This is a genomic window from Microbacterium sp., from assembly GCF_049650565.1.
Lineage (GTDB): Bacteria > Actinomycetota > Actinomycetes > Actinomycetales > Microbacteriaceae > Microbacterium.
This window is the reverse complement of record NZ_JBASAK010000038.1, coordinates 1-17,189: the sequence shown is the minus strand read 5'-3', so window position 1 is coordinate 17,189 and position 17,189 is coordinate 1. Positions and strand designations below refer to the sequence as shown.

20 protein-coding genes are annotated in these 17,189 nt (G+C 69.4%); 10 read left to right on the top strand and 10 right to left on the bottom strand.

Annotated elements, in window-relative coordinates:
• Nucleotides 1–32: 32 nt before the first annotated feature.
• The 4 genes from WA967_RS06310 to WA967_RS06295 form a co-directional block, all read right to left on the bottom strand.
• Nucleotides 33–935, bottom strand: coding sequence for a DMT family transporter (locus WA967_RS06310; protein WP_424420165.1), 903 nt, complete (start codon nucleotides 933–935; stop codon nucleotides 33–35).
• A 173-nt stretch (nucleotides 936–1,108) separates the two neighbouring features.
• The gene (locus tag WA967_RS06305) at nucleotides 1,109–2,095 is read right to left on the bottom strand and encodes a DUF1700 domain-containing protein (RefSeq protein ID WP_424420163.1); all 987 of its coding nucleotides are present in this window, start codon (nucleotides 2,093–2,095) and stop codon (nucleotides 1,109–1,111) included.
• The gene (locus WA967_RS06300) at nucleotides 2,092–2,430 is read right to left on the bottom strand and encodes a PadR family transcriptional regulator (RefSeq protein ID WP_424420161.1); all 339 of its coding nucleotides are present in this window, start codon (nucleotides 2,428–2,430) and stop codon (nucleotides 2,092–2,094) included. Before WA967_RS06300 ends, WA967_RS06305 begins: the two co-directional genes overlap by 4 nt.
• Before the next feature lie 61 nt (nucleotides 2,431–2,491).
• On the bottom strand, nucleotides 2,492–3,412 hold the full coding sequence (locus tag WA967_RS06295) for a hypothetical protein (protein ID WP_424420159.1): 921 nt from the start codon (nucleotides 3,410–3,412) through the stop codon (nucleotides 2,492–2,494).
• A gap of 259 nt (nucleotides 3,413–3,671) precedes the next feature.
• Between WA967_RS06295 and WA967_RS06290 the strand changes: the two genes are divergently transcribed.
• Nucleotides 3,672–4,316, top strand: coding sequence for an acyl-CoA synthetase (locus WA967_RS06290; RefSeq protein WP_424420157.1), 645 nt, complete (start codon nucleotides 3,672–3,674; stop codon nucleotides 4,314–4,316).
• Complete coding sequence (locus tag WA967_RS06285) at nucleotides 4,313–4,741, top strand: hypothetical protein (protein WP_424420156.1); 429 nt, start codon at nucleotides 4,313–4,315, stop codon at nucleotides 4,739–4,741. The genes WA967_RS06290 and WA967_RS06285 overlap by 4 nt, the downstream gene beginning before the upstream one ends.
• Nucleotides 4,742–4,744: 3 nt before the next feature.
• On the opposite strand, the gene WA967_RS06280 is transcribed toward WA967_RS06285, so the two are convergent.
• The 3 genes from WA967_RS06280 to WA967_RS06270 form a co-directional block, all read right to left on the bottom strand.
• Nucleotides 4,745–5,824, bottom strand: a complete 1,080-nt coding sequence (locus tag WA967_RS06280) for a PQQ-dependent sugar dehydrogenase (RefSeq protein WP_424420154.1) — start codon at nucleotides 5,822–5,824, stop codon at nucleotides 4,745–4,747.
• 210 nt (nucleotides 5,825–6,034) lie between these two features.
• Entirely contained in the window at nucleotides 6,035–7,408 is a 1,374-nt protein-coding gene (gene purB, locus WA967_RS06275) for an adenylosuccinate lyase (protein ID WP_424420215.1), read from the bottom strand.
• Nucleotides 7,409–7,413: 5 nt separating this feature from the next.
• Nucleotides 7,414–7,896 carry a low molecular weight protein-tyrosine-phosphatase gene (locus WA967_RS06270; RefSeq protein WP_424420214.1) on the bottom strand — a complete coding sequence of 161 codons (483 nt, stop codon included), beginning with the start codon at nucleotides 7,894–7,896 and terminating at the stop codon, nucleotides 7,414–7,416.
• Between the two features lie 176 nt (nucleotides 7,897–8,072).
• Between WA967_RS06270 and WA967_RS06265 the strand changes: the two genes are divergently transcribed.
• Nucleotides 8,073–8,336, top strand: coding sequence for a hypothetical protein (locus WA967_RS06265; RefSeq protein WP_424420152.1), 264 nt, complete (start codon nucleotides 8,073–8,075; stop codon nucleotides 8,334–8,336).
• On the top strand, nucleotides 8,336–9,676 hold the full coding sequence (locus WA967_RS06260; RefSeq protein WP_424420150.1) for a hypothetical protein: 1,341 nt from the start codon (nucleotides 8,336–8,338) through the stop codon (nucleotides 9,674–9,676). The genes WA967_RS06265 and WA967_RS06260 overlap by 1 nt, the downstream gene beginning before the upstream one ends.
• 39 nt (nucleotides 9,677–9,715) lie before the next feature.
• Here WA967_RS06260 and WA967_RS06255 read toward each other — a convergent pair whose 3' ends face one another.
• Nucleotides 9,716–10,117: a phage holin family protein gene (locus WA967_RS06255; RefSeq protein ID WP_424420148.1), complete on the bottom strand. Its 402-nt coding sequence runs from the start codon at nucleotides 10,115–10,117 to the stop codon at nucleotides 9,716–9,718.
• Nucleotides 10,118–10,191: 74 nt separating this feature from the next.
• Here WA967_RS06255 and WA967_RS06250 point away from each other — a divergent pair, with 74 nt between their 5' ends.
• The 5 genes from WA967_RS06250 to WA967_RS06230 all read left to right on the top strand — a co-directional run bounded on the left by WA967_RS06250 (nucleotide 10,192) and on the right by WA967_RS06230 (nucleotide 16,090).
• Nucleotides 10,192–11,265 (top strand): histidinol-phosphate transaminase, encoded by a 1,074-nt coding sequence (locus tag WA967_RS06250; RefSeq protein WP_424420146.1) that lies wholly within the window; start codon nucleotides 10,192–10,194, stop codon nucleotides 11,263–11,265.
• Nucleotides 11,262–12,440 carry a MalY/PatB family protein gene (locus WA967_RS06245; protein ID WP_424420144.1) on the top strand — a complete coding sequence of 393 codons (1,179 nt, stop codon included), beginning with the start codon at nucleotides 11,262–11,264 and terminating at the stop codon, nucleotides 12,438–12,440. The genes WA967_RS06250 and WA967_RS06245 overlap by 4 nt, the downstream gene beginning before the upstream one ends.
• Nucleotides 12,441–12,586: 146 nt before the next feature.
• Complete coding sequence (locus tag WA967_RS06240; protein ID WP_424420142.1) at nucleotides 12,587–13,714, top strand: thiamine pyrophosphate-dependent dehydrogenase E1 component subunit alpha; 1,128 nt, start codon at nucleotides 12,587–12,589, stop codon at nucleotides 13,712–13,714.
• Entirely contained in the window at nucleotides 13,711–14,691 is a 981-nt protein-coding gene (locus WA967_RS06235) for an alpha-ketoacid dehydrogenase subunit beta (protein WP_424420140.1), read from the top strand. Before WA967_RS06240 ends, WA967_RS06235 begins: the two co-directional genes overlap by 4 nt.
• A 73-nt stretch (nucleotides 14,692–14,764) precedes the next feature.
• Nucleotides 14,765–16,090, top strand: a complete 1,326-nt coding sequence (locus WA967_RS06230; protein WP_424420139.1) for a dihydrolipoamide acetyltransferase family protein — start codon at nucleotides 14,765–14,767, stop codon at nucleotides 16,088–16,090.
• Between the two features lie 37 nt (nucleotides 16,091–16,127).
• Here WA967_RS06230 and WA967_RS06225 read toward each other — a convergent pair whose 3' ends face one another.
• Both WA967_RS06225 and WA967_RS06220 read right to left on the bottom strand, forming a co-directional pair.
• The gene (locus WA967_RS06225; protein ID WP_424420137.1) at nucleotides 16,128–16,340 is read right to left on the bottom strand and encodes a hypothetical protein; all 213 of its coding nucleotides are present in this window, start codon (nucleotides 16,338–16,340) and stop codon (nucleotides 16,128–16,130) included.
• A gap of 202 nt (nucleotides 16,341–16,542) precedes the next feature.
• Nucleotides 16,543–16,875 (bottom strand): hypothetical protein, encoded by a 333-nt coding sequence (locus tag WA967_RS06220; protein WP_424420135.1) that lies wholly within the window; start codon nucleotides 16,873–16,875, stop codon nucleotides 16,543–16,545.
• 87 nt (nucleotides 16,876–16,962) lie between these two features.
• On the opposite strand from WA967_RS06220, the gene WA967_RS06215 reads away from it, so the two are divergent.
• A complete protein-coding gene (locus WA967_RS06215; RefSeq protein WP_424420133.1) occupies nucleotides 16,963–17,100 on the top strand; it encodes a hypothetical protein in 138 nt (45 codons plus the stop codon).
• The last annotated feature ends 89 nt before the right edge of the window (nucleotides 17,101–17,189 follow it).

Here is a 17,189-nt window from a genome sequence, read left to right as displayed (position 1 = left end):
CACTCCATCATGCGCCTGCGGGCGCCCCGGCATCACCCCCGATCGGGGGTGTCCGGGTTCGGGCGCCGGACGATGCGCAGCTCGCTGGCGAGGATGCTCAGCACCACCAGCATCCCGCCCACCAGCGCCGCCGCGGGCAGGCGCTCGCCCGCGATGCGGCCGATGATGGCGGCCCACACGGGCTCGCCGGAGTAGATGATGGTCGCACGGGTCGGCGAGACCGACTTCTGCGCCCAGTTCATGGTGAGCTGGATGATGCAGCTGGCCGCGCCCAGCCCGATACCGGCGGCGACCCAGATCCAGCTGAATGCCGGGACGCCCTCGCCGGTGAACGGCATGGTGGCGAACGACAGCAGGCCCGCCGTCAGCAGCTGCACGATCGTGATGCGGCCCAGGTCGAAGCGGCCCGCGAAGACGCTGATCAGGATGATCTCGCCCACGATGGGCACGGTGCTGATCAGGGTCGCGGTCTCACCGAGGCCAAGTGACAGGCTGAACGCCTCCGGGCCCGCGATGAGGATGAGGCCGGCGAACGCGAGCGCTGCGCCCACGAACGCCATCGCCGGCGGGCGCTTGCGGAACAAGATCCATTGCGCGAACGGCACCATCGGCACGTACAGCGCGGTGAGGAACGCCGAGGTGCTGGAGTCGATGGTCTGCAGCCCCAGCGTCTGCAGCCCGTAGCCGCCGTATATCATCAGCCCGATGGAGCCTCCAGCGCCCAGGTCGGCCCAGGTGATCCCGCGCAGGGCACGACGGAAGATCAGGATGCTGATCAGCCCGGCCACAGTGAACCGCAGCCCCACGAAGAACCAGGGGCCGGAGTGCTGCATGGCGATGTGCACGACGAGGAACGTCGAGCCCCACACCGCGGTGATCGCGATGAGGGCGAGTTCCTGTGGGCGCATTCGCAGCCAGCGGAGATTCGAGGGCACAGCTGATTCTCCCGGATTCCCGGGTGCGCGGGTTCGCCTGATCAGGTTCGGCACGTACAGATGTCGGTCGATTCCCCGTTTGCAGGTCGATTCCGCGGCGTGTCGACCTGCATCCGTGCCGATCGACCTGCATCCGTACCCGGATGGGATGCCGGTCGAGCGGATGTTGAGGATCAGGCCCTTCGGGACGCCGTGACTGCGTGCGCGAGGCCGATCGTGAGCCACCAGCCGCCGAGCCAGATGAACATCAGGGACAGCAGGCTTCCCGAGATGAGACCTGTGAGAAGGGCCGCGAGTCCGATCGCGGCGAGTGCCCAGCCCGCCCACCGGTAGCCGATGACGATGAGAGCCGCGACGGCGAACACCGCGACGACGATCACCCAGCCGAGGCTGTCGAGTCCGACGCTGGGGCCGGAGCCCTCCGTGTAGTCCGCATATCGGCGACGAGCACCGAACAGCGCGCTGCCGCCGAATGCTCCGAATGTCGGGAGGATCGGCAGCATCGGGAGCACAGTCAGCACACAGCCGGCGACGCGCCATCCGAGGCCGAATCCGGTGCCGCGCAGCCGCACGCGCACGATCACGGCTGCCCACAGCAACACGACCACCGGCACGAAGAGCCTGCCGATGGTGAATCCGCTGACGATGGTCATCGCAGTCAGCAGAGCGGCGCAGACTGTTGTCGTCGCCGTTCGCGCCGCTCGGGAGACCACCAGCGGCACAGTTGCCACGATCGGCGCAACCAACGCGATCGCCACGATCCAGAAGCCCATCGCATCGATCAGGGTTCGCGTCGTTGTCGAGTAGGTGTTCGTCCCGTCGGACGATACGGTCTCCGTTGTCGTGCTGTATGCCGGAGTCGTGAACGCCACGAAGAGCCCGATCGCCGCGCCCACGATCACCGCCGCGATCTGCATCACCCGCCACGCGCGCTCGGCGCGGGCATCCGACATCTCCGGCGAGACACCGAACTCCTCCACCGCCCGCTCGGCGATCTGCTCCGGCGTTCCCAGCCCTCGGATGATCTCCTCGACGGAGCGGCCGGTCTCCTCGGCATCCGCGAAGTGTCCCCGAAGATCCTCGAGCACGTCGGTGCGGTGCGCGGGATCGATGCCGCGAAGCATCCGCTCCACCGAACGCAGGTAGTCGTCCCTGGTCATGATGCCCCCTCGATGATGGTGTCGACTTCGGCCCCGATGGCCCGCCAGACCGCGTCGAAGGTGCTCAGCTGCTCCCGGCCCGCCGGCGTGATCGTGTAGTACTTGCGCGGGCGCCCGCCGCCGACGGCCTCGGTGCGGGTGTCGACGACCCCGCCGTCGCGCATGCGAGCCAGCAGCGGGTACAGGCTTCCCTCTCCGGCGATCAGGCCGCGGTCCTGCAGCTCGGACGCCAGTTCCAGTCCGTACCGCTCGCTCGCCGCCAGCAGTCCCAGCACGCAGAACTCCAGCACGCCCTTGCGCAGGTTCGTCGCGATGCGCTCGGCGTTGTCGGCCATGCCAGCACACTAGTCTTGCGATGCAAGTATTACAAAACAAGGTTTGGAGCGGATGCTGAGCTCAGTCCGGCGTCGGGCGCTCGCCGCGGCCCCAGCTGATCGAGAGCGCCCCGGGGCCGAAGCTCCGGCGCACCGCGTGCAGGGAACGGGCACCGTGCAGCATCCGTGGCGTGACGACCCGGTCTGCTGAGGTCTCTTCGATCTCATCGCACCAGTCCGGCAGCCAGGCCGGGTCGAATCGTGTCCACAGCAGCAGCTCTCGGGCCTGGAACGCGACTCCGTAGCCCGAGCCGTCACTCACCTCGATCTCTGGCGGATAGGTCACGGCCCACTCGATCAGCATGGTCTCGGGGCTGGTGATCGGCCGCTCCAGCTCGAACAGGAAGCCGTGCACCTCGTTGCTGGGGTGCGTGAAGCGCTTCGAGATGCGTCCGCCGCCCAGCGCTTCGAACTCGGGCGGGGGAGTGGGCTCTCCGGTCGTGATCTCGACGTACGGCACGGCGGTGACCACGCCGGAGGTGGCCTGCACCAGCACCCGGGCCGTCCGCCGCCGCACGTGTCCCTCGGGCCCGACGTCGGTGACGGCATGGATCGTCAGCTCGCGAGTCGGATCGGGGTAGGCGGCGCCCATCGCCAGGAAAGTCTCGCGCACGCGCTGCTCGGTGGGATCCTCGTCGAACGGGAACGCGACGGGCCCGAGCGGACCGGTGCGCTGCGTCGGGCCGAGCAGCTGCAGCAGTGCGCCGTCGTCCAGGCCCAGCAGCTGCTCCAGGTCGGCGACCGCCGCCAGCGAGTGGGCGCCCTCGGGCCGTCGTGCCCCGGAGCGCCAGTAGCTGAGTGTCGCACGCGACACTGGATTGCCATGTGCGGCGAGCCGCTCCTGCAGCCGTGCCAGCGTCATCCTGCGGTCGCGGATGGCCCCGCTCAGGGCCTCGGCGAACGGCGTCGCCGCCGGCCTCTGCGAGATCGCCTCGTCCGTCACAGCCGCCCTCTCGGTATGTGAACGCGCTCTCCCTAGAGTGGCACACAGGTCCGTCGGATGTCTTCGCTGGGGAGCAGGCATCGCGCGGGCCTCCGAGAACGCACGGGTGGCGCCCGCCCGAAGTCTCGGGTGCAGTCCGAAATCCGTCCTCCACGGATGTCGGGAGCGCGGCGCCATCTGGGGACGTCGCGCTCCCGGCGACGGCCTGGTTCATAGGCGCTCGTCGTAGACTGGGACGGCCACCGATCCGAGGACTGCCATGCCCGCTGAACGCACTTTCACTGCACGTCACGTGCAGTTGACGCGCGCCGCTCTGGCGGCCGTCGCGGCGCTGATGATCACGTTCTCGCCCGACCACTCGGCATCCGTCGGCCTGCCGGTGTTCGGCGGCTTCGTGATCGCCACCGCGCTCGTGCTCGTGCTGGCCGCGATCATCGCCTACCCGGCCGGCCAGCGCTGGCCCGCCGTGATCATCGCCGGCATCTCGTTCGTGCTCGGCATGACCGCCGGCATCCCCTCGATTCGCTCCGACGCGCTGTTCTTCGGACTCGTGATCGCCTGGGCCGCCTCGACCGGACTGGTCGAGCTGATCCACGGCATCCGCGCGAAGGGGACGGAGGGCGCGCGAGACGCGACGCTCATCGGCGCTCTGGGGCTGTTGCTGGCTCTGCTTCTGGCGCTGGTGCCCGCCGGGTTCGTGCAGGAGTCCGTGACGCCCGAGGGCGGTACGAGCACACTCACGAGCATCGTCATCGGCGTCGGACTGTTCGGCGCCTACGCCGCGATCATCGCCGTCTTCCTCGGAATCGCCGGCCTCACGCCCGGCGCGAGGAAGGCCGTGCAGACGGATGCTGAGAAGGATGCCGGCACAGATCGCCTGGCCGACCACGGAGGATACGCATGACCGAGCAGAAGCCCACACGGCGCGACATCCTGAAGCCGCTGCACCTGGTGGGCATCGCCCTGGGGTGCGGCGTGTTCGCGATGCTGGTCACGATCTTCTCCACGGGCGGATTCACCGCACGTGTGAACAGCTCCATCGCCCGCGGCACCTACAAGGACCTGCCCCCGTTCACGCTCGGACTGGTCATCGGCGGCATCTGCTTCATCGTGACGCTGCTGATCATGGCGCTGCTGATGCTGGCGGTCAACCCGAGCACCGTCACCAAGACCATCGACCGGCCGATCCTGCTGGACCCGAAGCCGACCCGCGCGCAGCGCCGGGCTGCGAAGGAGGCCGAGGCCGCTGCTGCGGAGGCCGCCGAGGGCGGCACGCAGCCGGATGCCGCAGACGCTGCCTCCGCGAAGCCCGACGCACCCGAGGCCTGAGCCTCACCCCTCCCGGACCTCCGGCTGCACGAGCCGGTCGTCGCCCTCCCTCGGATCGCCGCGCCCGTCGGTGTTGCTGGTGAGCAGCCATACCTTCCCGTTCGGGCCGGCCAGCACGTCCCGCACACGGCCGTAGTCGTCGGTGAACGCCGCCACCCACGGCTCCTCGTCCGGATGCGACGGATCGAACAGCCAGACGCGCTGCCCGCGGAGTCCCGCGATGTAGATCGTGCCGTCGATCACCGCGATGCCGCTGGGACTGGCATCCGCCGGCCTCCACACGGCGACCGGATCGATGGCATCCACCGCCTTCGCGATGCCCTCGTGATCCGGCCAGCCGTAGTCTCCGCCCGCGGTGATGCGGTTCAGCTCGTCCCAGGTGTCCTGCCCGAACTCGCTGGCCCACAGGATGCCGTCCCCGTCCCACGCGACGCCCTGCACATTGCGGTGGCCCAGCGAGTACACGATGGTGCCGAACGGGTTGCCAGGCGCCGGGTCGCCGGTCGGCGTCACGCGCAGGATCTTGCCGCCCAGGTAGCCGGGGTCACGGGCGCGCTCGCGCTGCCCGGCATCGCCGGTGGTGATGTACAGCATCCCGTCGGGGCCGAACGCGATCCGCCCGCCGTTGTGGTTGGCCGCGTGCGGGATGCCGGTGACGAGATCCTCCACGGCGCTCGTGTCCAGGCGCAGGCCGCCGGGTTCGCCGCGCAGCGGCATCCGCACCACCCGGTTGTCGTCGTCGGTCGCGTGATACGCGTACAGCCAGCGGATGCCGTCGATCTCGCGCACCGCGATGCCGTTCAGCCCCGCCTCGCCGCCGGAGACCACGCCGGGCACGGTGCCTGCAGTGCGCAGCTCTCCGGATGCCGTGCGCTCGAGCACGTTGCCGTCATCGCGTTGCGAGATGAGCGCGCTGTCGCCGACGAGGGCGACCGACCAGGGGGCGTCGAGACCGGACGCCAGGGTGACGGCCTTCTGCTGCAGACTCGGGGTCGGCGAAGACGGGGGCTGTGGTGCGCAGGCGGTGAGGGAGAGCGCGGCCAGCATTCCTGCTGCCGCCGTCGTTCGCCGGATCGCACCCATGCTCCAGAGTCTCAGCATCCGCCTTCACGGGCAACGGGCAGCGAGTGCGGGGACCGCCCGCATCCTGGGGAATAGTATGCGGCCGCCTCCGCTTGGGACAGTCATGGGTTCCTCTGTGGGCCCCTCCGCGGTCGGTCTTCGCTCCGAGCAGCTTGATGGCGGGATGCGTTTCTGATCCGGGCCGATCCGTGTCGGCGGCGGTCAGTTTCCTCAGCGCGCGAGCTTCTCCGCGATGCCGATGTAGGTCGCCGGCGTCAGCGCGAGCAGGCGCTGCTTTGCGGCATCCCCGATCTCCAGCTTCTGCACGAACTCCGCCAGCTCCGCGGCCCCCACGCGGTGGCCCCGGGTGAGGTCCTTCAACAGGGCGTACGGGTCGGTGATGGTCGAGCGGCCGGCCACGACCTCCGCGCGGATCACGGTCTGGATCGCCTCGGCCAGCACCTCCCAGTTGTGGTCGAGGTCGTCCAGCAGCGCGTCGCGCGAGAGCGAGATGGCGTCCAGCCCGCGGCGCAGGTTGTCCAGCGCCAGCAGCGAGTGCCCGAAGGCCACGCCGATGTTGCGCTGCGTGGTGGAGTCGGTCAGGTCGCGCTGCATGCGAGAGGTGACCAGCGTCTGCGACAGCGAGTTCAGCAGGCTGCCCGAGATCTCGAAGTTGGCCTCGGCGTTCTCGAACCGGATCGGGTTGATCTTGTGCGGCATCGTCGACGAACCGGTCGCGCCCGCCACCGGGATCTGCGCGAAATAGCCCAGCGAGATGTACGTCCAGATGTCGGTGGCGAGGTTGTGCAGGATGCCGCCGGCGTGCCTCACGCGGTCGTACAGCTCCACCTGCCAGTCGTGTGACTCGATCTGCGTGGTGAGGGGGTTGAAGTCGATGCCCAGGCCCTCGATGTACTCGCGGCTCACGGTGGGCCAGTCCACAGAGGGGTCGGCCGCCAGGTGCGCGGACCAGGTGCCGGTCGCGCCGGAGAACTTCGCCAGGTACTCGGATGCCGCGATGCGGCCGCGCACGCGCTCCAGGCGCCACGCGAAGACGGCGAGCTCCTTGCCCATGGTCGACGGCGTCGCCGGCTGCCCGTGCGTGCGGGAGAGCATCGCGGCATCCGCATGCTCGTCGGCGAGAGCCCGGAGCTTGGTGATCACGGCATCCAGCGCCGGAAGCCAGACGCCTTCCACCGCGCGCTTGACGGTCAGCGCGTACGAGGCGGAGTTGATGTCCTCGCTCGTGCACGCGAAGTGCGTCAGCTCGGCGATGCGGTCCAGGCCCAGAGCTGCCAGGCGGTCGCGCACCAGGTACTCGACGGCCTTCACGTCGTGACGGGTGACGGCCTCCTTGGCGGCCAGCCAGTCGATCTCCTCCTGCCCGAAGTCGCGGTACAGCCCGCGCAGACGGTCCTTGTCGGCATCCGAGAGGGGAGCGGTGCCGAACACCGAGCGGTCGGTGAGGGCGATCAGCCACTCCACCTCCACCTCGACGCGGGCGCGGTTGAGTCCTGCCTCGGAGAGGAAGTCCGCAAGCCCGGTGACGGCGGCGCGGTAGCGGCCGTCGAGGGGGCTGAGCGGCTGAGAGGGGAGCGAAGGCAGAGAAGTCAGAGGAGTTCCTCCTGCTCGGGGCCCCGCGTCGCGCGGGGCGTCGAATGGGATGCCCGCACAGCCGGTTCGAGTTGGCTGAAGAGCCCGCGGGTGGCGGTCTCAATCATAGCCAGCACCGAATCGAACATTGCGGGTCCCGCGTAGTACGGGTCGGGTACGTCCATGGTGGAGGCGGTCGGATCGTAGGCGCGCAGCAGCGTGACCTTGCCCTTGTCATCGGTGCTGCGGGCCCACGCCTTCAGGATGCGCTCATGCGTGCGATCGAGGGCGACGATCAAGTCGTTGTCGGCGAAGGATGCCGCGCTGAACTGCCGCGCGCGGTGCGCGGAGCCGTCGTAGCCGCGGCGGCTGAGGGCTTCGAGAGTGCGCTGGTCGGCGCGCTCGCCGAGGTGCCAGTCGCCCGTGCCCGCGCTGCGGGAGAGCACGCGATCACCCAGTCCGCGCTGCGTCGCGAGCGCGCGGAACACGACTTCGGCCATCGGCGAGCGGCAGATGTTGCCCGTGCAGACGAAGACGACGCGGAAGGGATCCGGTGAGGTCACAGCACCATTGTGCCTTCATCGACTTCTCTCCCCAATCGTCAATATCGAGAAGTTGTGCACAGCGGGTGGGATCCCGGACAGAGCGGATGCCCGCCATCCCGCACCCTGGAGGCATGTACACGATCACAGCGGCCCAGGCTCCGGGCGGCGCGGGCGAGGATCTCTGGGCGGCGGTGGAGGCGATGCGGCTGCTGGACGAGGCGTCCGACCTGGTGGAGACGGCGGGTGTGGGTGTCTCACGACTTATCGAGGACGCACGCTGGGAGAACGCGGGGGTGCGCGCGCTGCGGTGGGCGCTCTCGGATCTGCGCGCGCAGTTGGAGAGCGAGCGCGGAGAGCTGCAGTTCCAGCGCCAGCAGGTGGGCAGGGACCTGTGATGAGCGGCGAGCTGAACATCACGTCGGGCGGCGCGATCCATGTCGACTCGGGGGCGTTCCGCGCGGTCGGGCACCGGCTGGCCGCGCTGGCGGAGCAGGTGAAGGATGGCGCACGCGTCGCGCGGCGTGCGCAGCACAGGCTCGCGCAGACCTCTGACCGGCACCCGGCCATGGGACAGATCGGGAACTGCGTGCATCGGCTGGAGAGCCAGGGAGAGAAGGCGGCGAAGACCGCGCAGGGCACACTCGTCATGGCCGATGTGTTCGAGTTGGTCGAGCTGCGCACCCAGCAGAAACTGATGGGGGTGGGCGATGCGCGTGAAGCACTGGCGATACAGGATCGCATCCATGAACTGCTCGCCTCGAACCCGAATGTCGGGCCGGCGGCGGACTCCCTGATCACGCGCTGGCAGAACCACCGATTCGACGGCCTGACGGATCAGCCGTGGGACGACGCGTACACGCTCGCTCGATGGGCAGGCGCGGTGCTGGCCCCGACACTCGCCGGCTGGGCCGCCCTGTGGCTGGGCTCCGAGCCGGTGGGATCGACGATGGGCACCCTGCGCGATCTGGCGGTGGATGTCGATCTGGGCACCCTGCCGAGCGGCACCCGGCTCACGGACGATTCACCGGCCGTGACCCTGAGAACGGTCGAGTCGCGTGACGCCAAGCCGGTCTCGGGAGTCCGTGACTCGATCGCGCGCGTGCCGTACGGGCGCTCAGCCCAGGTGGCGGTGGAGAAGTACACGATGAAGAACGGGTCGGTGCGCTATGTCGCGTACGTCGACGGCACCCGGGAGATGATGCCCGGCACGGACGAGCCGTTCGATGCGGTCTCCGACGTGGAGCTGTACCTGGACCGGAAGAAGTCCGCATCGTATGAGGCGACGCTCCAGGCGCTGGAAGCGGCAGGGGCTGAGCCCGGTGACACCGTCGACATGGTGGGGTACTCGCAGGGGGCGATGATCGTCTCCCATCTGGCTATGGACAGTCCGTATCACGTGGGGACCGTGATCGTCGCGGGCGATCCGGTCGACCCTGCGCTCGCCGCCGATCAGACGATCGTCCGACTGGAGAACGGGGCCGACCCGGTGAACGCGCTGGCGACCGGCGGCACTGCGGGAGGCTCGGGTTCGCCGGACAGCTTCACGGTCCAGCGCGAGATCCCCGACCGGAGCAGCCCGATCGATCCGCACACGTACGGGAACTACCTGAACACGGGCGCGCAGCTGGACCACTCGTCGGATCCACGCGCACAGGCGCTGCGGGACACCTTCTTCCACGAGCTCGGTCAGGCGGCGCGGGTCGAGCGGATGGAGTTCAGTGCGAAGCGCGGCTGACCGGCATCCGCTCTGCGTCGGCGACCTGCCCGCTCCGCGTCAGCGGCGCTGCTTCTTCTTCTGCGGGCGCAGGATGGCGCCGAAGACGGCGTTGATGATCGAGATGAGGATGGCCGCCACCACGCCCCACCAGAACGACCCGACGCTCAGACCCCAGCCGAAGCCGCTGGTGATCCAGGCGGTCAGCCACAGCAGGAACCCGTTCACGATGAAGGAGATGAGCCCGAACGTGAGGATGTACAGCGGGAACGCGACGACCTTGATGATTGTGCCGATGATGGTGTTCACGAGGGCGAAGATCGCCGCCACCGCGAGCAGGGTCAGTACCAGCTGCAGGGTCTCGCCGGGCGCGAACGCGCGGATGCTCACCTCGAGCGCGGGGATCAGCGTGACAACCCACAGGGCGAAGGCGTTGATGACGACGCGGATGATGAATCGCATCTGTCGATCGTGCCACGGGACGCTCCTCATGACGGCCGCCCCCGCGGTGGTTCGCACCTCTTTAGACTGATCCCGTGACCGAGCCCATCCTGCCCCGCATCCGCCCTGAGATCGCCGCCCTGCCGCCGTACCGCCAGGGCAAGCAGGCGGGCGCCGACGCGTTCAAGCTCTCCAGCAACGAGAACCCGTTCGAGCCGCTGCCGTCGGTGCTCGAGGCGCTCACGCGCACCACGCCGATCAACCGCTATCCCGACGCGTCTGCGGGTGCGCTGCGCGCCCGCCTGGGCGAGAAGTACGGCGTCGACGCGGACGCCGTGCACGTGGCATCCGGTTCCGTGTCGATCCTGTACCAGCTGGTGCTGGCCACGGCATCCGTCGGCGACGAGGTCATCTACGCCTGGCGCTCGTTCGAGGCGTACCCCGGCCTTCCGCTGGTCGCCGGCGCCACCGGGGTGCAGGTTCCGCTCGGCCCGGGCACCCGTCACGACCTCGACGCGATGGCGGATGCCGTCACCGACCGCACCCGCGTGATCATCGTCTGCACGCCCAACAACCCCACCGGCCCGATCGTCACCAGCGCCGAGTTCGCCGCGTTCGTCGAGCGCGTGCCGCAGGACGTGCTGATCATCCTCGACGAGGCGTACGCCGAGTTCGTCACGGCCCCCGAAGCCGTCGACGGCCTCGCCGAGCGCGTATTCGAGAAGCACCCCAACGTGGTCGTGCTGCGCACCTTCTCCAAGGCGTTCGGCCTGGCAGGGCTCCGCGTCGGCTACGCCATCGGCCACCCGCGCGTGCTCGACGCCGCCCGGACCACCGCGATCCCGCTGTCGGTCACCAGCGCCGCCGAGCGCGCCGCCATCGCGAGCCTGGATGCCGAGGACGAGCTGATGGCCCGCGTCGCCGTCATCGTCGAGCGCCGCACCCGCCTGGTCGCGGGCCTGCGCGCGCAGGGTTGGGACGTGCCCGACTCGCAGTCCAACTTCGTCTGGCTCCCCGCCGGTGAGCGCACCGACGAGGTGGCCGCCGCCTTCGTCGCCGCGGATCTCATCGTCCGGCCGTTCTCGGGTGACGGCATCCGCATCTCCGTCGGCGAGGAGGAGTCCCTCGATCGAGTGCTCGCCGTGGCGGGGGAGCAGGTGCGCGCATGAGCTACGATTTCGAGACCGTCGTCGACCGCACCGGTACCGGCGCCGCCAAGTGGCAGCACATGCTCGATGCCAAGCCGGATGTTCCCGCCGGGATCTCGCCGTTCTCCGTCGCAGACATCGACCTGAAGCTCGCCCCCGAGATCGTCGAGGGCCTGCGCGAGCACCTCGAGGACGTGGTGCTGGGCTACACGGTCGCCACGGACGACTACTGGGAGGCCGTGACCGGCTGGTTCCAGGACCGGCACGGCTGGGCCGTCACCCGCGAGCAGATCACGCTGGCGCCCGGCGTGGTGCCGGCGTTCAACACCGCCGTGCGGGCCGTGACCGCGCCCGGCGACGGCGTCATCGTGCAGACCCCGGCGTACTACCCGTTCTTCGGCGCCATCGAGGGGAATGAGCGCGTGGTCGTGCGCAACCCGCTGGTGCTGCGCGAGGGGCGCTGGCGCATCGACCTCGACGACCTCGCCGAGAAGGCCGCCGATCCCCGCACCACCGCGCTGCTGTTCTGCAGCCCGCACAACCCCACCGGCCGGGTGTGGGAGCGCGACGAGCTCAACGCCGTGTGGCGCATCGCCCGCGACAACGACCTGACTGTGATCAGCGACGAGATCCACTTCGACCTGCTGATGCCGGGCGTGCAGCACACCGTGTTCTCCACGCTGAACGACGACGCGGCCGCCCGCACCATCGTGTGCACCGCGCCCAGCAAGACGTTCAACCTGGCGGGCATGGCCACCAGCAACATCGTCATCCCGAACGAGCAGCTGCGCGAGAATTTCCGGCTCGAGCAGGGCCGCACCGGTTTCTTCACACTCAACGCGCTGGGCTTCCAGGCCTGCCGCCTCGCCTATTCGAAGGCCGGCGCGTGGTTGGACGGCCTCATCGAGCTCGTGCACGGCAACCACGAGCTGGTGCGGTCGTTCTTCGCCGAGCGGATGCCGCAGGTCGTCGTCTTCGACCTGGAGGGCACCTACCTGCAGTGGCTGGACTTCCGCGCGCTCGGCCTGTCGCACGAGGAGCTCAAGCGCATCAACGAGCAGGAGGCCCTGGTCTACTTCGACGAGGGCGCCATGTTCGGCACCGAGGGCGAGGGCTTCGAGCGCATGAACCTCGCCGCCCCGCGGCAGACCGTGCTGGACGCCCTCGAGCGGCTCGCACGGGCGTACGCGCCCTGAGACCAGGCTCGCCGGTGTCGGCGTCCGCTCGCCACGATCGGATGCCGCCCTGCCGACCCGCGTGAGCATTCGTCCTGATCCCGGGCACTTATTAGGGACCCCGAACTATGCGTGACGGGGCATGCCGACGTGGGTAGCGTGGAGCCGTGACCTCGACCGACACACCCCTCGTTCGCGTCCTGGAAGCGGATGGAACATTCGCTCCGTCGCCGGCATCCGAGCGGTATCTGCCGCTCATCGATGCGCTGACCGACGCCGAGCTCGAGCAGTTCTACCGCGACATGGTGGCCATCCGAGCCATCGACACCCAGGCCACCAACCTGCAGCGCCAGGGCCAGCTGGCCCTGTGGCCGCCGAGCCGCGGGCAGGAGGCCGCCCAGGTCGGCTCCGCGCACGCCGCCCGCAGGCAGGACACGATCTTCCCCTCCTACCGGGAGCACGCCGTCACCCGCATCCGCGGGGTCGACCCGGTGGACATCATCAAGCTCATGCGCGGCGTCTCGCACGGCGGCTGGGACCCGACCGACCCGAAGAACGGCAACACCCGGCTGTACACCCTGGTGCTGGCTTCGCAGACCCTGCACGCTGCCGGCTTCGGCATGGGCCTGACGCTCGACGGCCGCACGGGCACCGGCGACCCGGAGCGCGACGAGGCCGTCGTGGTCTACTACGGCGACGGCGCCTCCAGCCAGGGCGACGTGCACGAGGCGATGGTCTTCGCCGCCAGCTACTCCGCCCCCGTGCTGTTCTTCCTGCAGAACAACCACTGGGCCATCTCGGTGCCCGTCGAGACCCAGTCGAAGGTGCCGCTGGTCGGCCGTGGCGCCGGTTATGGCATCCCGTCGGTGCGGGTGGACGGCAACGACGTGCTGGCCAGCTACGCCGTCTCGCGAATGCTGCTGGACGAGGCGCGCGCCGGCGGCGGCCCGCGCGCCATCGAGGCCGTCACCTACCGGATGGGCGCGCACACCACCAGCGACGACCCCACCAAGTACCGCGGCTCCGACGAGGAGCAGTCCTGGGCGCAGCGCGACCCGATCGCCCGCATGCGCGCGTACCTGCTCTCGCGCGGCGCGAGTGAAGAGTTCTTCAGCGGCGTGGCTGCCGAGGCGGCGGATGCTGCTGAGGATCTGCGCGCCCGCACCGTCGAACTGCCCGCACCCGGACCGGGCGTCATCTTCGACCACGTCTACAGCGAGCCGCACCCGCTGATGGCCGAGCAGAAGGCCTGGCTGGCGGAGTACGAGGCGTCGTTCGAGGGAGGTGCCGCATGAGCATCGAGACCATGCCGTTCTCCAAGGCGCTGAACGCCGGCCTGCGCAAGGCCATGGAGGACGACCCCCGCGTGCTGCTGATGGGCGAGGACATCGGCCGCCTCGGTGGCGTGTTCCGCGTGACCGAGGGGCTGCAGCGCGATTTCGGCGCCCATCGCGTGCTGGACACCCCGCTGGCCGAGTCCGGAATCGTCGGCTCCGCGATCGGCTTGGCCATGGCCGGGTTCCGCCCGGTGTGCGAGATCCAGTTCGACGGCTTCGTGTGGCCGGCGTTCGACCAGATCACCTCGCAGCTGGCCAAGGTCACCAACCGGCATGAAGGCCGTCTGTCGATGCCGGTCGTCATCCGCATCCCGTACGGCGGGCACATCGGCGCCGTCGAGCACCACCAGGAGAGCCCGGAGGCGTACTTCACGCACACCCCCGGCCTGCGCGTGGTGTCGCCGTCCACCCCGAACGACGCGTACTGGATGATCCAGGAGGCGTGTCTCTCGAACGATCCGGTGATCTTCATGGAGCCCAAGAGCCGCTACTGGCCCAAGGGGGAGGTGGAGCTTGACGCATCCGCTCTTCCGCTGCACGCCTCCCGGGTCGTCCGCCGTGGCACCGACGTGACCCTCGTCGGGCACGGCGCGATGGTGACCACCCTGCTGCAGGCCGCCGCGCTCGCCGAGTCGGAGGGCACCGGCTGCGAGGTGATCGACGTGCGATCGCTGTCGCCGGTGGACTACGGCCCCATCCTCGACTCGGTGCGCTCGACCGGCCGCATGGTCTACGCGCAGGAGGCCCAGGGCTTCACCAGCTTGGGCAGCGAGATCGCCGCGACCGTCATGGAGCGCGCGTTCTACGCCCTCGAGGCGCCCGTGCTGCGCGTCTCCGGGTTCGACACGCCCTTCCCGCCCGCCAAGCTGGAGGGCGTGTACCTGCCGGATGCCGACCGCATCCTCGAAGCCGTCGACCGTTCGCTGGCCTACTGACCGCTTCTTTCGCCTACTGATCGCATCCTTGGGTCCCTGAGCCTGTCGAAGGGCCCCGCGTATGGAGGAAACCATGACCACCCAGACCTTCACCCTTCCCGACGTCGGCGAGGGCCTCACCGAGGCTGAGATCGTCGCGTGGAAGGTCGCGCCCGGCGACACCGTCGCGATCAACGACGTGATCTGCGAGATCGAGACGGCCAAGTCCCTCGTCGAGCTGCCGTCTCCGCACGCGGGAGTCGTCGACGAGATCCTCGCCGCCGAGGGTGCGACGGTCGAGGTCGGCGCGCCCATCGTCACCTTCGTGTCGGATGCCGCGGATGCCGCGCCTGCGGCCCTGTCGGCCCCCGCAGCAGAGGAGGGCGGCGGATCGGTGCTCGTCGGCTACGGCACCGGCGGCGGTGCGACGTCTCGCCGCAAGCGTCCCGCCGAGCGCCAGGTGCGCTCCTCGGTCGGCGTGATCGCCAAGCCGCCGATCCGCAAGCTCGCCCGCGACCTGGGCGTGGAGCTCACCGAGGTGACGCCCACCGGCGCCGACGGCGAGGTGACCCGGGACGATGTCGTCAAGCATGCCGAGCAGGCGAGCGTGTTCCGCAACATCGAGACCCCGGAGTGGGGCGACGTGCGTGAGGAGACCGTGCCGGCACCGGCATCCGCTCCGATCGGGCTCGCGCGGGGCATGCAGCCGACTCCGGATGCCCGCACCGAATCGATCCCCGTCAAGGGCGTGCGCAAGGCGACGTCATCGGCGATGGTGCAGAGCGCATACTCCGCCCCGCACGTGACGGTGTGGAAGGAGGTCGATGCCAGCCGCACGATGGAGCTCGTCAAGCGGCTGAAGGCCTCGCCCGACTACGCCGACATCCGCGTCTCGCCGCTGCTGATCATGGCCCGCGCCGTGATCTGGGCAGCCCGCCGCACCCCGATGGTCAACGCAGCCTGGGTCGACACCGACTCGGGCGCGGAGATCGTCGTGCGGCACTATGTGAACCTCGGCATCGCCGCGGCCACGCCGCGCGGCCTGCTGGTGCCCAACATCAAGGATGCCCACGATCTCAGCATGAAGGACCTCGCCCGCGCGCTGAACCGGCTCACGCTCACGGCCCGCGAGGGGAAGACCAGCCCCGCCGACCAGCAGGGCGGCACCATCACGATCACCAACATCGGCGTGTTCGGGATGGATGCCGGCACCCCGATCATCAACCCCGGCGAGGCCGGGATCGTGGCCATGGGCACCATCGCGCAGAAGCCGTGGGTGGTCGACGGCGAGGTGCGCCCCCGCTGGGTGACCACCGTCGCCGGATCCTTCGACCACCGCGTGATCGACGGCGACCAGATGAGCCGATTCGTCGCCGACGTCGCCTCCGTGCTCGAGGAGCCCGCGCTGCTCGTGGAGTGAGCGGACGGCCCCTCGTCGTGTCAGGTGGCGCGCGAGATCAGGCGCCGTCGTGGGACGCGTTCGACATGTCCAGCAGACGACGCTCATCCTGACCGAGCCAGGTGGCAGCATTCGGAACGCGGCGCTCGATCCGCGCCTCGTTTCGAGCCTGTCTGAGCGCGTGCACGATCGCGAACCGGACGGTCGCGTACAGGATGCACGCGCCGACCAGGACGTACAGGATCGGAATCAAGATGACGAGAAATTGCACGGCATACCCCGGCTTCCATCTACTCGGCGTGTGAGGCCGAGCCTATCTGCCGCCCCGTGCCCAGGTCGCGCTGGGCGCCGCATGATCCCTGATCCTGCCGCCCAGGTCGCAGGATGTGCGGCTGAAACGCGCGACGCGCGACATCGATTGCGCCCTGGACGAACTGCGGATGCTGCGACGACGCGCCGCGATCGAGCGCGGTTCAGCCGGCGTCGTACTCGGCTGCGACGTCGAGGATCCATTTCACACCGAACCCGTCGGTCAGCATTCCGAATCCCGGGCTCCACGCCGAGGCCGCCAACGGCTCGACGATCGACGCGCCGATGGAGAGCTGGTCCCAGTATCCCCGCACCTCGTCCAGGGATGCGCCGCGCACCGAGACGAAGAAAGGCTGGTCGGTGATGGTCATACCGTTCTCGCGTCGCGTCGACCCGGCGGCCGACTCGAGCTGCCCGAAGACGGCGCGGTCCGCGCCTGGAAGGTCCTTCGGCATCCCGAAGTCGCCATAGCTCTGTGGCTGGGGATCGGCATCCATCTCGGGTGGAACGTCGCGATCGGCGCACTCTTCGGCACCGTGGTGTCGGGTTCGGATGCCCGAGACTCTCTGTTCACGACGATCACCGTGGGGCCGGACTGGCTCACTGGCGGAGGCTTCGGCCCCGAGGTGAGCATCGTCGCGATCACCGTCTGCTCGGTCGCGACCGCGCTGTTCCTCGTCGCCACGCATCGCCGCGGTCGCCTCTCACGACCAGGCGCGTGACGAAGCGACGCCGGGGCGCCGGCGTGGCCCGAGCCGCCCCCGAGTTGAGAATGGTTCTCATTAGCGATTAGCATGGGGCCATGCGAAAG

What these genes read in the sequence shown, in the direction of transcription:
- WA967_RS06305 (WP_424420163.1), bottom strand. Translation starts at nt 2,095, where the DNA reads ATGACCAGGGACGACTACCTGCGTTCGGTGGAGCGGATGCTTCGCGGC.
- WA967_RS06300 (WP_424420161.1), bottom strand. Translation starts at nt 2,430, where the DNA reads ATGGCCGACAACGCCGAGCGCATCGCGACGAACCTGCGCAAGGGCGTG.
- WA967_RS06290 (WP_424420157.1), top strand. Translation starts at nt 3,672, where the DNA reads ATGCCCGCTGAACGCACTTTCACTGCACGTCACGTGCAGTTGACGCGC.
- WA967_RS06285 (WP_424420156.1), top strand. Translation starts at nt 4,313, where the DNA reads ATGACCGAGCAGAAGCCCACACGGCGCGACATCCTGAAGCCGCTGCAC.
- WA967_RS06280 (WP_424420154.1), bottom strand. Translation starts at nt 5,824, where the DNA reads ATGGGTGCGATCCGGCGAACGACGGCGGCAGCAGGAATGCTGGCCGCG.
- WA967_RS06270 (WP_424420214.1), bottom strand. Translation starts at nt 7,896, where the DNA reads ATGGCCGAAGTCGTGTTCCGCGCGCTCGCGACGCAGCGCGGACTGGGT.
- WA967_RS06265 (WP_424420152.1), top strand. Translation starts at nt 8,073, where the DNA reads ATGTACACGATCACAGCGGCCCAGGCTCCGGGCGGCGCGGGCGAGGAT.
- WA967_RS06260 (WP_424420150.1), top strand. Translation starts at nt 8,336, where the DNA reads ATGAGCGGCGAGCTGAACATCACGTCGGGCGGCGCGATCCATGTCGAC.
- WA967_RS06255 (WP_424420148.1), bottom strand. Translation starts at nt 10,117, where the DNA reads ATGCGATTCATCATCCGCGTCGTCATCAACGCCTTCGCCCTGTGGGTT.
- WA967_RS06245 (WP_424420144.1), top strand. Translation starts at nt 11,262, where the DNA reads ATGAGCTACGATTTCGAGACCGTCGTCGACCGCACCGGTACCGGCGCC.
- WA967_RS06235 (WP_424420140.1), top strand. Translation starts at nt 13,711, where the DNA reads ATGAGCATCGAGACCATGCCGTTCTCCAAGGCGCTGAACGCCGGCCTG.
- WA967_RS06230 (WP_424420139.1), top strand. Translation starts at nt 14,765, where the DNA reads ATGACCACCCAGACCTTCACCCTTCCCGACGTCGGCGAGGGCCTCACC.
- WA967_RS06220 (WP_424420135.1), bottom strand. Translation starts at nt 16,875, where the DNA reads ATGGATGCCGATCCCCAGCCACAGAGCTATGGCGACTTCGGGATGCCG.